A 15,271-nucleotide genomic window follows, 5' to 3' on the forward strand; every position below is an offset into this window, starting at 1 on the left:
GAGCGCCAGCACAGGGTTTCGTGCAAAACCGAGCCCCTACGCCATAGTCGAGGCACAAGCCCGTCACAAAAAAGAGCAAGACCATGAAACGTCTAATAAGCTGCGTGATCCGCTGCACCGTACGCCCTGCGCTGTCGCCCTCTGTACCGGTATGGCTACAACGTGCCTGCATCAACGCCAGTGGCCTTCTCCAGCCGGCACCTCCCCACAAGTCACATGAGCGGATAGTCTCCGGCGTAGATACTCGGGTGATTGAGCCAACCGACATCGTGGCTGGGCGCGGAGTACTGTACCTGCATGGCGGCGGGTATGTCCTTGGTGGCATTCGCAGCCATGCCAAGCTGGCAGCCTGGCTGGGTAAAAGCGTGCGCGCGAAAGTCTGGTTGCCTGAGTATCGATTGGCTCCGGAGGAAACCTACCCAGGCGCATTGCAGGACGCCCTGCTGGTTTACACGACTCTGCTCGCCGAGGGGCAAGATCCGCAGCAAATGATTCTGGCAGGAGACTCTGCCGGAGGTGGTTTGGCGCTCGCCACAGCTACCGCAATACGAGATACCGGCTTGCCCTTGCCGGGCGGCATAGTTCTGTTCTCACCTTGGGCGGATTTAAGCCTGTCCGGTGCGTCCCTAAAAACACACGCCACCCGCGATGCCATGTTGAAGCACGACTGGCTGCGATGGTGCGCCAAGGTTTATCGGGGTGCGGCAGAAGTCACGGATCCCGGCTGTTCCCCATTGTTCGCACGGCTTGAAGAGCTGCCACCTATGTTGATCCATGTCGGCAGCGAGGAGGTGCTACTGGATGACACGCTTCGGTTGGCCGAGTACGCCCGAGCAGCCGGTGTGAGCGTCGAGCAGTCCTGCTTTGATGGCGTGGGGCATGTCTTTCAGTTCCATGCGGGGATGCTGAAAGAAGCGAACCAGTCGCTGCGTCAGGTCGGCGAGTTCATCGATCGCCTCATGCCACCGTGCATGGCGGCAGATAAGGGCAGTGAAACGTAAGTGCTAGGAGCGTCGGCTCTTCAGCCCTGACTGAATGATCGTCAGCGCCGATTGTACGAGCGCCTCTCGACTCACTGACTCAGATCGCAAAGCATCATCGCGCAACGCCAGCGTCAGCACGCCATTCATCATTGACCAGACCGCGTTCGCGCTGCTGTCAGGATCCATTTCCGGATCGATCCACCCCTCCGCAATTCCATCGCGGATGATCGCAGCCATGTGCGCGATCTGCTCCCGTGCCATCGCCCCAATGCGAGAGATTGCCTCTGGGTCTTCCGGGGGGTTGGCTAGGATGCGGAACTGATGGGGGCGCTCCATTGCGAAGCTGACGTACGCATTGAATATGCGCAGACCTCGCTCCTCAGGCGTCCCCTTACCGTCATACGCCTTGTCGACGTAGGCACGGTTTTCCTCCATCGAGCGCTCGGCGATAGCGATAAGCAGCGCTGGTTTCCCACCCACCCGGTTGTAGACCGTTTGCAGGGACACATCGGCCCGGCGCGCGACCTCATCGGCTGTTACAGCCGCCATGCCCCCTTCGATCAGCAGAGTCTCGGCGATTTCTACAAGGGTCTGGCGCATGTCAGCTGCGCGACGCTGGGTGCGAGTCAAATTCACTGTCGTCATAGTAGTTGACGATACCACACTCAATGATTAGAGTGCTACAAAACGTTGTAATCGATTACATCGTTGGAGTTAAAACAATTTCAATTCATAACTCTAGGATCATGACCATGCAACGTCTTGATGTTCAGTTCTTGTCTGATGGCAGCCTCTGTAAGGCTTGGCTCTATCTGCCGAAATCCAAGAAGCCTGCCCCCGTCATCGTCATGGCCCATGGCCTGGGGAGCACGCGTGTGATGCGGCTCGGTGCCTATGCCGAACGCTTTAGCGACCTTGGCTACGCTTGCCTGGTTTTTGACTACCGGCACTTTGGTGATAGCGAGGGTGAACCACGCCAGCTGTTGGATGTGAACAAGCAGCTGCAGGACTGGAGGGCTGCCATCGCCTTCGCCCGAACGCGCACCGATGTGGATACAGGGAAAATCGTCCTCTGGGGTACGTCCTTTAGTGGAGGGCATGTCATCGCGACCGCCGCTGATGATCAGAGAATTGCCGCAGTGATTTCCCAGTGCCCCTTTACCGATGGCATGGCCTCCAGCATGGCCGTCCCCCCTCTGACCTCGATCAAGGTCACTACCCGAGCCCTAACGGATAAAGTGGGTTCCTGGTTCGGCGCTGCGCCTGTAACGATTGCCCTGGCTGGCAAGCCTGGCTCAACCTCGATGATGTCGGCGCCAGACTGCGAAAGCGGCTACCTCCAGCTGGTTCCTGAAGCTGAGGCCAAGCGGTTTCCCAACTACGTCGCCGCCCGCATCGCGTTACAGATCCTCTGCTACTTCCCAGGTCGAAAAACACCGCAGCTGAACTGCCCCACGCTTTTCTGCATTTGCGAAACCGACACGGTAGCTCCGGCTAAAGCCACCCTTCGCCATGCCCGTCGCGCCCCCCGCGGCCAGATCAAGATCTACAAGGAAGGGCATTTCGATATCTATCTCGGCGACTCCTTCGAGAGAACCATCGGCGACCAAATCGACTTTCTCCAACGCACCGTTCCCCTGAACTGAGGATCCAACGATGGCTTTTTATAATCTCGATGGCCGCGTTGTTGCGATCACCGGCTCGACAGGTGGGTTGGGTTCAGCCGTTTGCCAAGCGCTGATCGACAAAGGTGCCAAGCTCGCACTGTTTGACATGGATGGTGCAGCGGTTGAAGCCCAGGCAGCGGCCCTCGGTGCCAACACCCGCGCCTGGCAGGTGAATGTCTGCTCGATGGAAAGCATTGAAAAGGCAATGGATGAAGCGGCGGCGCATTTTGGTGGCATCGATGTCGCGATTGCTAACGCCGGCATTACTGCATTTGAGCCGCTGGTGACGGGCGACCCCAAGGTCTTCGAGCGGGTGATCGACGTCAACCTTCTCGGGGTTTGGCGAACCTTCCGCGCCGCCGTGGGGCATGTACAAAAGCGCAAGGGCTACTTGATGGCAATTTCGTCCTTGGCCGCCTTTAGCCATTCACCGCTGCAGGCTTCCTACACCTCAAGCAAGGCCGGCGTATGGGCCATGTGCAACAGCATTCGCCTGGAGCTTCGCCACACGGGTGTCGGCGTCGGAAGCGTCCACCCCACGTTCTTCCATACGCCGCTGATGGATCAGACCTTCAAGAGCGCAGCGGGCAGCAAGATCTGGAAGGGAAATAACGCAGGGCTCTTCAAAATGGTGCCCCTGGAAGATGTGGTGAAGAGCATCGTGAAGGGTATCGAGAACCGCTCCGACATGATGTTCATCCCCAAGGAAAACTCGTTCGTAGCGCATCTGCCACGTCTGTTCCGCAAGATCCTGGAAGCTAAGGAGTTCAAGGACGGCGAGGTCGCTGCAATGGTCGAAGCAGCCAAGCCCGCCTCGTCGAAATAGAGCGCTTCCTAACCAAGAGAGACTGAAAAGCCCCTGCTTTGCAGGGGCTGTGGATCAGTGCGCTTGGAGCAAGCCATCTACGGTGATCGGCAGTGAGTTCGCCGCACTCAACGTCCGTGCAAGCTACTACCGATTCGGAAAACAAAAACAACAATTCTGAGAAAAAGCATGAGCAAAAATATTTTGCAAATGGGTGTTCTGGCGTTGTCCGTACTCGCCACAAGCGTTCTGGCAGCTGTGTCCCCCGACGAGGCTGCAACGCTAGGTACCACCCTAACTCCGCTGGGCGCCGAGATTGCCGGCAATGCCGATGGTTCCATTCCCGCCTGGACTGGTGGCCTGCCAAAGGATGCCGGAACCGTGGATAGCAAAGGCTTCCTCGCCGATCCGTTCGCGAATGAGAAAGCGTTGTTCACCATCACCGCGCAAAACGTAGATCAGCACAAAGACAAGCTGACTCCGGGGCAGTACGCGATGTTTAAGCGTTATCCGGAAACTTACAGAATCCCGGTATTCCCTACCCACCGCTCGGTCACTGTTCCTGCCGGTATTGCTGCTGCCGCCAAGTCCAACGCCATGACGACCAAGTTGGTGCAGAGTGGCAGCGGCTTGGAGAACTTCAAGGAGGCCTATCCCTTCCCGATCCCGAAAAATGGTTTGGAAGCGATCTGGAATCACATCACCCGTTACCGGGGAGGCAGCGTACGCCGGTCGGTAACGCAAGCGACGCCGCAGTCGAGTGGCACCTACAGCCTGGTGTACTTTCAGGAAGAGTTCACATTCCGCAGCAACCTGCGTGACTACGACGCCAGCAAACCGAGCAACGTCCTGTTCTACTTCAAGCAACGGGTCACCGCACCTTCTCGGTTGGCAGGTAACGTGATGTTGGTGCACGAGACCCTCGATCAAGTCAAAGAGCCCCGTCTGGCATGGCTCTATAACGCTGGCCAACGTCGGGTTCGCCGTGCTCCGCAGGTGTCTTATGACGGCCCTGGAACCGCCTCAGATGGCCTGCAAACGTCCGACAACTTCGACATGTACAACGGCGCGCCTGATCGTTACGACTGGAGCCTGCAAGGCAAGAAGGAAATCTACATTCCTTACAACAGCTACAAGCTTGACTCGCCCAAGCTGAAATACAGCGACATCCTCAAGGCCGGCCACATCAACCAGGATCTGACCCGTTACGAGTTGCACCGAGTCTGGCACGTGGTGGCGACGCTGAAGTCCGGTGAGAGGCACATTTATTCCAAGCGTGACTTCTATATCGACGAGGACACCTGGCAAGCCGCAGAGATCGATCATTACGACGGCCGCGGTAACCTCTGGCGTGTGGCGGAGGCTCACTCTCAGTACTACTACAACACGCAAGTGCCCTGGTACACCCTGGAGACTATTGCCGACTTGCAGGCCGGCCGATATTTGGCCATGGGAATGAAGAACGAGGAGAAACAAGCCTACGACTTCACTTACGCCGCTTCGGAAAACGATTACACCCCAGCAGCATTGCGCCTTGCAGGCGTGCGCTAATTCTAGCCAAGGCACGGTTGGGCTTCCCCCAGCTTTCGCGGAGACCTTTCACTAGCTGGAAGGGCGACTGCTGGGGCAATGCAGCGATGGAGAGTTTCTTCTCGACGCTGAAGATCAAGCGAGTGCATCGGCGTCGCTATGCCACTCGGGATGAGGTACGTGTCGATGTATTCGATTGCATTGGGCGCTTCTACAATCCGAGGCGCCGGTACTCGACACTCAATGGGATTAACCCGCATAGAATTTGAATAACTCTATGCGGGCTTAGCTGTGTGTCCGTGAAAGCGGGGGAAGCCCACAATGTTGGAGTCAGAGGCCGGATCGAACCTGATCCTGATTATCGACGATAGCGCCGATACTATTCGCTTGCTGAACAGCATCCTCAAGGATCAAGGCACGATCCTGTTTGCCACCAATGGTGAAACGGGCATACGCCTGGCCCAGCTCCAGCAACCGACGCTGATCTTGCTGGATGTGGAAATGACCGGCATGGATGGCTACGAGGTCTGTGCCGCACTCAAGACCAATCCGACGACCAAGGATTGCGCCGTCATCATTGTCACTGCAAACACCGGTATGGAGCGCGAAATTGCGGCGCTGGAGGCTGGTGCGGTGGACTTCATTTGCAAACCGTTCAAGCCGCCTGTGGTGCGAGCCCGCGTTCAGGCTCATCTGCGCTTGCAACAATACACGACCATGATCCGCCACCTCGCCAACCGCGACGGTTTAACTGGATTGTACAACCGTCGCCACCTCGATGAGGTGTTGTCGCAGGAGTTCGAACGGCACCGGCGACAGCAATTGCCATTGGCACTGGCGATCATCGACGTCGATCATTTCAAGGCTTACAACGATTACTACGGCCACCCTCAGGGCGATGCCTGCTTGCAGGGCGTGGCCAATGCCATCAATACCGCCACCCGCCGACCGGGTGAACTGGTCGCGCGTTACGGTGGCGAAGAGTTCGCGGTTATCCTGCCGCACACCGACGCGGCTGGCGCCGAGAAATACGGCCAGTGGCTCTGCGAGCTCATCCAGGAGCTGCAGATCCCCCATCAAAGTTCAGCAACCGCACCTACGGTCACCATCAGCATTGGTTTGGTTTCGGTGGCACCAGCATTTCAGGACTCCACGCAACAGATGATTACAGCCGCCGACCAAGCGCTGTACCAGGCGAAAACGGACGGTCGTAACCGAGCCATCGTAAACAACAGGTCATAACTCGCAGACAGACCTGAAGGGGCTTTCCCCATGCGGTATAAAGCGCTGCGCCCAACGACTCATGTGCAATGGCTGGTCACCCTCCTTGCGCTGGCCGGCATTTACTATGCGGCAGCCCGGCTCGGGCTTTTGTTAGCCTTCGCCAACACCAATGCATCCCCAGTCTGGCCGCCGTCGGGTATCGCCTTAGCCGCCCTGCTGCTGTTCGGTTATCGCATCTGGCCTGGGATTACCATCGGCGCCTTTGCCGCCAACTTCGCCGTGTTTGCCGCCAACCATGTCGCCGCTGGCAGCACTTCGGTCGTCGTGTCATTGGCCATCGCCATCGGCAACACCCTCGAAGCCGTGATCGGTTGTTATTTGTTGCATGCCTGGGTGAAATCCGAACACTTCCTGGCGACACCGCTATCGGTCGCCCAGTTTGTGCTGATCACCCTGCTGATGTGCACGGTCAGCGCCGCCATCGGCACCAGCAGCCTGATCCTCAGCGGCATTGCGCCAGAAGCCGCGCACACGGTCATCTTCACCACCTGGTGGTTGGGCGATACCGCCGGCATTGTCATGCTGACGCCCTTGCTGGTCAGTTGGGCCGCCCGCTTCGAGCCACCTCGGGCCGCGCGGTCTGCCGTCGAAATGGCACTCTCAGCGCTGGCGCTGGCGCTGGTACTGCTGGTCTTGTTTGGCCAGCATCTGCCCAGCGATGCCGGGAATCGGGCGTTGGTGTATCTGCTGTTGCCGGCCATCGCGTGGACCGCCTATCGCTACGGATTGCATGGCGTCACGCTGGTCTTGTTGCTGGTCACCGGTAGCGCCGTCTGGAGCACGACACAGGGTTACGGCCCCTTTGCGACCGGCACGCTGAATGAGTCCTTGCTGACGCTGGAAATCTTTATTGCACTCGCCAGTGTCACGGGGCTGGTGTTGGCAGCCGATCTCACCGAACGGGCACGGGCCCTCCGGCGGGCATTGGGCACAGTGCCTTTCCGTCAGGTTCGCCCACAGTGGTTGGCGCTGCTGGTCAGCCTGGGTCTGACCGTGCTGGCTTGGCATTTCGTGGCGTCAGGAACCCAGGCCCAAGCGCATGATCGCTTTGAGTACTTGGTAGGAGACGTTCAGCTGCGCATCAGCGAGCGCCTGAAAGCCTATGAACAAGTGCTGCGCAGCGGCCAAAGCTTGTTCCGTGCTTCCACCTCGGTAGAACGAGAAGACTGGCGGGAGTTCGTGCTGGCGCAACACGTCGCGCAAACCTATCCGGGTATTCAGGGCATCGGTTACGCCAAACGATTCACCGCTGAGCAGAAGGCCGCGCTGGAGGACAGCGTGCGGGGGGAAGGTTTCCCGGACTTTCGGGTTTGGCCCGCGGGCGAGCGCGAGGAATACGCCCCGGTCCTGTTTCTTGAACCCTTTACCGGGCGCAACCTGCGCGCGTTTGGTTTCGACATGCTGACCGAACCGGTGCGCCGCGCCGCCCTGACCCAGGCAAGAGACTCGGGCCGGGCCACCCTCTCGGGCAAGGTCCGGTTGGTGCAGGAAACGAATGACGACGTACAGACCGGTGCCCTGCTGTATTTGCCGGTTTACCGTAAAGGTGCACCGCTCGCCACGCCAGCCGAGCGCAGCCAGGCGCTGGAAGGCTTTGTGTACAGCCCGTTCCGGATGAACGATTTCATGGCTGGCACGCTCGGCACGAAAACCGCGGAAATTGCCGTGCAGATTTTTGATGGCAACGAGACCACCGAATCTGCCCTGATGTACTCCAGCGGCTCGCTATCAGCCGAGCAGCAGGCCGAGTACCCCAACCCGCTCACCCGGCAGACCCAGATATCGCTTGCTGAGCACCAATGGACGCTCAAGGTCACGACCCTGCCGGCATTTGAGACGTCGGTAGACCGCCAGAAATCCTTTGTCGTGCTGGTTGGCGGCTCGCTTATCAGCCTCCTGCTGTTCTTCGTGGTGCGGAATTTGACCACCCTGCGGGAGAGCGCCAAGACGCTCGCCGAGCAACTGACCGTCGCGTTCACCGAGTCCGAGATCCGCTTTGGCACGCTGGTCAATGCGGCCAGTGAGTTCGCGATCATCGCTACCGATGTCAGCGGCACCATCAAGATATTCAACACCGGGGCCGAGCAGATGCTGGGCTACCGCGATGCCGACCTCGTCGATCAGCAGACGCCGTCCGTGCTTCATGTCCGCGAGGAGGTGGAAGCACGTGGCGCTGAACTGGGCCAGCTGCTGGACGGCCCGGTTGCGGGGTTCGACGCGCTTGTCGCCATGGCACGCCAAGGTCGGGCCGACACGCGCGAATGGACCTATGTGCGCAAGGATGGTTCACGACTCCCCGTGCAGCTTACGGTGACCGCCGTGCGTGATTCGGTGGACGAGATCATGGGCTTCCTGTGCATTGCCAAAGACATCAGCCATGAGCGGGAAGCTGCCCAGCAGTTACGCGACGCCATGGCGCGAGCCGAAGAGGCCAGTCGGGCGAAAAGCGATTTCGTCGCCAGCATGAGCCACGAGATCCGCACGCCGATGAATGCGGTGCTGGGCATCACCCACCTGCTGTCGAGTACCCCGCTGTCCACGGATCAGCGCAAATACCTGCAGATGCTCCGCGGGTCGGGCGAATTCTTGCTCGTCATTCTCAATGATGTACTGGACTTCTCCAAGCTGGAGGCCGGGCATTTGACAGTCGACCCCGCCCCGTTCCGCCTGGACGATGTGCTCAGTGCGCTGGCCACGGTCATGTCGGTCAACGCCGCCCACAAGGACCTGGAGTTGGTGATCGGGGTCGAACCCGATGTGCCGGACGCGCTCATCGGTGACGCACAGCGCTTGCAGCAGGTGCTGGTCAACCTGATTGGTAACGCCATCAAGTTCACCGAGCAGGGGGAAGTCGCTTTACTCGTGCAGCGGGTGGGCTCCGATGCGGAGACTGCCAGCCTGTGCTTCCGGGTACGTGATACCGGCATCGGCATCACGGCCGAGCAACAGGCGCGCTTGTTCGCGCCATTTAGCCAGGCCGACAGTTCCATCGCCCGTCGTTTTGGTGGCACGGGTCTGGGGTTGGCGATTTCGAAACGGCTAGTGTCCCTCATGGGTGGGACCATCGCTGTTGACAGCGCGGTTGGCATCGGCAGCGAGTTCCGCGTTGTGCTTCGGTTTCCGCTTACGCGGCAGCAAAGCCAAGCCAGCGAAGACATCGCTCGCGCTCATGGAAACCTGCGCATCCTGGTCGTCGATGACAACCCGATCAGCCTTGGCTATCTATGCAAAATGATCACCAGCTGGCATTGGCAAGTCGATAGTGTGGGGTCCGGCAAGCAGGCGGTGGAGCGGGTGCGCACGCTGGCCCTACGCGACGAATTCTATGATGCGGTTATCGCAGACTGGCAGATGCCCGAAATGGATGGTCTGCACACTCAGCGGGAAATCCGTGCGTTACTCCCGATGCGGCCCCTTTCCACTGTCATCATGGTCAGTGCCTTTAATCACAGCAGGCTCATGCAGACACCCGCATCGACAGACATCGATGCCGTACTGATTAAGCCCATCACCAGTTCCAGCCTGTTCGATACCCTGCATGAAGTGCAGGCGGCACGGATAGATCTGAATACTTCCGCCCACTCCGAGCGGGCGCACTTAGCAGCGGATAAGCCATTGCAAGGCGTGCACCTGCTGCTGGTCGAAGACAATCCAGTGAATCAGTTCGTAGCCAAGGGCATGCTAGAGCACGCCGGTGCTACCTTGGAGATCACCGACAATGGCCAGCAGGCTGTCGACAGGTTACGTGCTGATCCGCAGCGTTATCAGCTCGTGCTCATGGACGTGCATATGCCGGTCATGGATGGCTTGACCGCCACCCGGGTAATCCGCCATGAATTGCAACTGAGATTGCCGATACTGGCTATTTCCGCTGGGGTGCTGAGTTACGAACGCGAGCAGTGCACATCGGCTGGCATGGATGATTTCCTCGCCAAGCCCATCGATTGCGAGCTGATGCTGGCCACCATCCGTCAACACTTACCGCCGGTCACCCAGGCCGCCAATGCGCCGGCCCCCTCCTCCACGCCAACGGCCCCGACGCTTCTGGCCGAGAACCTTGCAGTCTTCGATGTCGGACCGTTGCTCAGCCTAGGCGAGGACGACCCCTCCTACCTTAATACCCTCGTTGCCTTGGTCACGAGGACGGTAGCCAATGGACTCGCGCCCATTTCCGACGCGCATCGCGCATGGCAGGAAGGGCGGCATAGCGATGCGGCGAGGCTATTCCACACCTTGCGCAGCTCCTTGGGCACGCTAGGGGCAAAGCCTTTTGCCGCCACCACCCTGCAAATCGAACAAGCCATTAGCGACAACGACCGCGCCCGGGTCGATACGCTGTTTCCTGTGATCACACAGGATCTGGAAGCCACGCTGAGGGCCGCAGAACTCTGGCTTACAAGGCAAGCAGCCTGTGGAACCAGCACAGATGTGCCCTTGGATTGCGATCTCGCCCAGACAACTCAGTTCCACGCCCTGCTGCAGCAACAAAATCTAGCTGCCTGCCAACTCTACAACCGCATGCGATCTGCATTGTTTGCTGAACTGGGCAGCAATGATCGGGTCGTACTGGATCAGGCTATGGAGCAATTGGACTTTCAAGCGGCATTGGCGGTTATTCGGCCGATGCTGGAGGCGATGGAATGACCGGTAGATTGATTAGTCTCAAGTGAGAACAGTTGTGAGTGGCTATGCTTCAGGGTTGCCGGAGCCCCTAGCTGCCACAACCAACACCGTGATCATTCGGCTGCTGAACAACCCCAAACGCCGGCACAGCAGCGCTATGCAGCTATATCCGGTGGAGTTTGAAAATGACTATGCAGGGGTAGGCCAAGCATAGGCCAGAGATGCCTACACGGGGGTAGCCCAAAGCACATCGTCTGCAGTCGATCATCCGGCTCGATCACGGCTGCCGCAGCAATACCATAAGCGAAAGCGTTGCTAATAGCCTGGTATTCGCCGACACCATTATCGCTCTTCTTGCCAATCCAGATCGCAGCAGAAAACATAGAGTGTGCCGCCGACCTTGACGGTCTGCGACAGCGTGATGCACATGCACGCATCCGTTACCGACAGATAGGGTCGGCTGATCTGAATGACCCCAGGTTGTTTCAGCGCCCGGTAATGGTAGTGCTTGTGTGACCAGTTGGCATTACCCCCACCCAACAAGGGCGCAAAGCGCGCATTCCGCTGCTGCCGGTAGCGCGGGGCCGACACCTGGTATCCTGCCTCATTGAGCAGATAACTTCGAGTCGTGCGTGGATCAGTGAAGAGCTGGGTGCTGCTCTGGTCAAAACTCTGGTGGCCGGCAAAGTCCGCCACGGCCTGCTGGAACAGGCCCTCAATTTCCCGCACATAGTGCTGCATGTCTGCGTGGTGTTTGACGCTTGCCAGATGCTGGCCACGGAGCAGGTCACCGAAGGTATCGGTAAAGTTCTGAGCGATGTTGATGCGGGCCTGCGGTTTGGCAAAATAGAAGCCCTGCACCATGTCGGCGTCGGCCGCAGTGGCCACCAATGCCTCGTGTTCTGTTTCCACCCCCTCTACCACCACCAGGCTGCCGGCTTCGTGCAGCAAGCTGACTATGCCGGTAAGAATCCGCTCCACCCGGCGGTAACGGCCAGCATCCTGGATCAGGCGGCGATCGATCTTGACGATGTCGGGTTCCAGATCCCAGATGCGGTCGAAGTTGGAGTGTCCTGCACCAAAGTCATCGATGGCGATCAGGCAGCCCAACTGACGGAAATAGCGGATGAACCGCTTCAACTGGGCAGGGTCACTGACCTCACTTTCAATGACCTCTATCACCAGCCGATGCGCTGGAATTCCGGATGCTTGGAGCAGATCCTGGGTAAAGCCGATATCCGGTCGCTCGGTGACCAGGTACTGCGAGTTCAGATTGAGGAACAGCCAGGCTTGACCACTATCCTGGCGGGCAAAATTGCGCACATGTAAGGTCCGGCAGGTGCGATCCAACTCCAGACATTCCTTGCCATTACCCGGCATAGCAAGCAGGGTCGCCGGCGACACCACCGAGCCATCGTCATGGTGTGCGCGAATCAGCCCCTCGTAGCCGACCGCATGGCCATGGGCAATGCTGAAAATGGGCTGGAAGTGGCTAGTGAGTGACAGGTCACGATAGCGGGTACAGACCATTGGAGCGGCCGGCGGGTTGCAGTGGCGGGCGGGCAGAGCTTTGTGGTTGTGGTGCAGCAGCTGGCGAGTAGCTAGCATCCTGAGTTCCTCAGCGGGGCTGTAGCTGAGTCAACGCCATATCTACCAGAGCCAGCAGCTCATCGATGGCGAGGGTGGCGTGTTGGAAGTAAGTCTTTGCGGCAATAGTGGGTCGTTCCTGGCTGAGCAGCTCCTGCTCAATACAGCGCAGGAAATCCGCTACCACCCGCTCGCGCTGCGGCAGACTAGAGATTTTGGTCTGCGGATGCTCGGCGGCATGACGTTGCAAGGTGGCAAAGGCCGCACCTGCCAGCAGCTGAATTTTCTGGTACAGAAAACGCAACCTCACTCGCTGCTCGGCACTGCTGTGACCGGCTGCTGCGATGCCAGTGCCCAGGGCGCGGGCCTGGCCCGCCCACTCTGCCGCCTGCACCACTTCCCGCCAGATGCAGGGTAGGTAGCCCAGCGCTGCCCGGCCCTCGCTCAGATCGACTTCGCAGGCCACATCCTGCATCAGAAAAATGCTGTTGCGAATGATCAGGTGATGCTGCGCCAGATTGTTCACCGCGTCTGTATTGCGCCCTTCGCGCAGACGCGACCAGTGATCGAACAAACCATTCCAGGTGTCCCGGTGCGTGCTGTCGAGCTCCTGCGCGGCACGGATATGCTGATCCAGTCCTTGGCGCGCGGCGACAAGATCCTGACTCAGGCTGGCATCGCCGCAGAGCACGCCATTGCTCAGGCCACGATGGCGCTGAAACCCGGATATCAGCGCGCGCAGCAGAGCCAGTTGGCGGATGTTCATCCGCATATGCTGTTGATGTTGCCGCTGCTGGCGTCGATGCAGGCCGTAGAACAGTAGGGTTAGTACGGCTATGGCCGCGGCACCGGTCAGCAAGAGCAACGGCAGTCCGTATGATCCACGCATGGCTACTACTCCGTCAGATGAGCCAGATGATGGGAGATGGTGCGGGCCTGATCGGCCGCCCTGAGGTTGTCGACATTGCCCTGACGAACGCGGTCGGCCAGTTCGGCGATTTCCGCAACGGCCTTGCCCTGTTGTTCGGTACTGACCGCCACCTGATCCACCTGCTCGGTCAACTGCAGAGTTCGCCGCTGCACCTGGTCGAGCAGCGTGCGCACCGCCTCCGAACTGTGGGCACTGCGGTGGGCCAGATCGGTCAAGTCGGCCACCTGCAGCGTTGCGCCGTTGATGTGCCGTTGTACCGACTCAATGTTCCGGCTGATTTCTGCCGCCGACTCCTGGCTGTGCAGGGCCAGACGACGCACTTCATCGGCCACCACGGCGAATCCGCGCCCGCTCTCCCCCGCTCGGGCCGCTTCGATGGCGGCATTCAGCGCGAGCAGATTGGTTTGGTCAGCAATGCCACGGATGGTGCCGGACATTTCATTGATGGTGTGCGAGTTGGTGTTCAGTTGCAGGATCAGTTCGTTGGTGGTGATGGCCTGCTGCGCCATCTCGGACAACTGCCGCACCAGCTTGGTGAGCTGATCGATGCCATCGGCCAACTGCTCGCTGGCCAGTATGCTGGTCTGTCGGGACTCATCGGCCAACGCTGCCACCTGCACAATGCTCACATTCAATTGCTCGACCGCCGCTGCCGCGGTGCTGGCTGCTGCGCTTTGCCCTTCTGCGTTACGGGTCACCAGCACAGCACTCTGCTCGAGCTCTTGTGACGAGTGGGAGATTTCATCCAGACGCTGTTGCAACAGTTGTTGTTGGCGTTGCTGCCGATTCAGCCACTGCTGCAAACTTCTGCCAATCGACTGCAGCAGCTGCCACTCGGGAGCGCTGGCCGACTCCAGGGCGGCATCCGGGATGGAGGCTGCGCAATAGAGTTGCAACTGCCCGACCTCCCGCCACAGCAGCCACAGGCTGGATATAGCTAGGTACGCCAGTACCGCCCAGAGCCCCCCCGACGGCCATGTCGGAAACGCCAGCGTGACAGTGGCGCCCGCCAACGTAATACCGAGCAGCGTGCGGATCATGCCAACGATGCCCAGTTCGCGCAGCAGCAAGAGCGCTGGGTAGGTAAGCCACTTCATGTGTCGACTCTCCAATCAGTAGCCCAAAGAACGTCTGAAATCGCTTGTGGATCGGCAGAGATCGCTAGGACTGTCGGTTCCGTAGTCCGAGCTGAATTACGGTTATGGCCGCCTGTACCAGCGACTCTCGGCTGATCGTTTCTGATCTCAGAGCGTCATCTCGCAAGGCCAGACTTAAGAGGCCATTCATCATTGCCCAGACAGCGTTAGTGGCGCTCTCGGGATCAATGTCCGGGCTGGCCCACTCACTGGCAATTCCGCCTCGAATGATGGAGGTTAAGTGCGCAATTTGCTCCTGAGCCATTGCCCCGATGCGGGAGATAGCCTCTGGCTCCTCTGGAGGGTTGGCCAAAATTCGGAACTGATGTGGACGATCGAATGCGAAGTTCACATAGGCATTGAATATCCGAAGCCCACGTTCTTCAGGTGTGCCTTTCCCTTCATACGCCTTATCGACGTAAGCACGATTCTCCTCCATTGACCTTTCTGCAATGGCTATTAACAGCGCTGGTTTACCGCCCACGCGGTTGTAGACCGTCTGTAGGGACACATCGGCACGCCGCGCCACCTCATCAGCTGTCACAGCTGCCGCCCCGCCCTCGATCAGAAGCGTTTCAGCAATCTCAATTAGGTTACGGCGCATATCAGCGGCGCGGCGCTGGGTACGGGTCAGATTCACGATTGTCATGCTGTTGACGCTGTCATGCCCAGCCATTAGAGTTCTATCAAACGTTGGAGCATTCTACAACGTTGGAGTCAAAAAT

11 protein-coding genes and 1 pseudogene are annotated in these 15,271 nt (G+C 59.0%); 7 read left to right on the plus strand and 5 right to left on the minus strand.

The window, feature by feature from the left end:
• Window positions 1-83 precede the first annotated feature (83 nt).
• On the plus strand, window positions 84-1,001 hold the full coding sequence (locus A9179_RS11880; RefSeq protein ID WP_187806005.1) for an alpha/beta hydrolase: 918 nt from the start codon (window positions 84-86) through the stop codon (window positions 999-1,001).
• Window positions 1,002-1,004: 3 nt separating this feature from the next.
• Here A9179_RS11880 and A9179_RS11885 read toward each other — a convergent pair whose 3' ends face one another.
• Complete coding sequence (locus tag A9179_RS11885) at window positions 1,005-1,583, minus strand: TetR/AcrR family transcriptional regulator (protein WP_223123200.1); 579 nt, start codon at window positions 1,581-1,583, stop codon at window positions 1,005-1,007.
• A gap of 152 nt (window positions 1,584-1,735) precedes the next feature.
• On the opposite strand from A9179_RS11885, the gene A9179_RS11890 reads away from it, so the two are divergent.
• The 6 genes and pseudogenes from A9179_RS11890 to A9179_RS11910 all read left to right on the plus strand — a co-directional run bounded on the left by A9179_RS11890 (window position 1,736) and on the right by A9179_RS11910 (window position 10,913).
• Window positions 1,736-2,629 (plus strand): alpha/beta hydrolase, encoded by an 894-nt coding sequence (locus A9179_RS11890; protein ID WP_187806007.1) that lies wholly within the window; start codon window positions 1,736-1,738, stop codon window positions 2,627-2,629.
• Between the two features lie 10 nt (window positions 2,630-2,639).
• Window positions 2,640-3,476 (plus strand): SDR family NAD(P)-dependent oxidoreductase, encoded by an 837-nt coding sequence (locus tag A9179_RS11895; RefSeq protein WP_187806008.1) that lies wholly within the window; start codon window positions 2,640-2,642, stop codon window positions 3,474-3,476.
• A gap of 168 nt (window positions 3,477-3,644) precedes the next feature.
• Window positions 3,645-5,006: a DUF1329 domain-containing protein gene (locus A9179_RS11900; protein WP_187806009.1), complete on the plus strand. Its 1,362-nt coding sequence runs from the start codon at window positions 3,645-3,647 to the stop codon at window positions 5,004-5,006.
• A gap of 53 nt (window positions 5,007-5,059) precedes the next feature.
• Window positions 5,060-5,254: pseudogene (locus A9179_RS23000) on the plus strand (IS3 family transposase); the annotation flags it as partial.
• A gap of 52 nt (window positions 5,255-5,306) precedes the next feature.
• On the plus strand, window positions 5,307-6,227 hold the full coding sequence (locus A9179_RS11905; protein ID WP_187806010.1) for a diguanylate cyclase domain-containing protein: 921 nt from the start codon (window positions 5,307-5,309) through the stop codon (window positions 6,225-6,227).
• 30 nt (window positions 6,228-6,257) lie between these two features.
• Complete coding sequence (locus A9179_RS11910) at window positions 6,258-10,913, plus strand: CHASE domain-containing protein (RefSeq protein ID WP_187806011.1); 4,656 nt, start codon at window positions 6,258-6,260, stop codon at window positions 10,911-10,913.
• A 321-nt stretch (window positions 10,914-11,234) separates the two neighbouring features.
• On the opposite strand, the gene A9179_RS11915 is transcribed toward A9179_RS11910, so the two are convergent.
• From A9179_RS11915 to A9179_RS11930, 4 genes are all read right to left on the minus strand, one after another.
• A complete protein-coding gene (locus A9179_RS11915) occupies window positions 11,235-12,500 on the minus strand; it encodes an EAL domain-containing protein (RefSeq protein WP_187806012.1) in 1,266 nt (421 codons plus the stop codon).
• 10 nt (window positions 12,501-12,510) lie between these two features.
• A complete protein-coding gene (locus tag A9179_RS11920; protein WP_187806013.1) occupies window positions 12,511-13,368 on the minus strand; it encodes a nitrate- and nitrite sensing domain-containing protein in 858 nt (285 codons plus the stop codon).
• A gap of 5 nt (window positions 13,369-13,373) precedes the next feature.
• Window positions 13,374-14,507: a methyl-accepting chemotaxis protein gene (locus tag A9179_RS11925; RefSeq protein ID WP_187806014.1), complete on the minus strand. Its 1,134-nt coding sequence runs from the start codon at window positions 14,505-14,507 to the stop codon at window positions 13,374-13,376.
• A 64-nt stretch (window positions 14,508-14,571) separates the two neighbouring features.
• Window positions 14,572-15,186 (minus strand): TetR/AcrR family transcriptional regulator, encoded by a 615-nt coding sequence (locus tag A9179_RS11930; protein WP_223123202.1) that lies wholly within the window; start codon window positions 15,184-15,186, stop codon window positions 14,572-14,574.
• Window positions 15,187-15,271 lie beyond the last annotated feature (85 nt).

It is taken from the genome of Pseudomonas alcaligenes, assembly GCF_014490745.1.
Classification (GTDB): Bacteria; Pseudomonadota; Gammaproteobacteria; order Pseudomonadales; family Pseudomonadaceae; genus Aquipseudomonas; species Aquipseudomonas alcaligenes_C.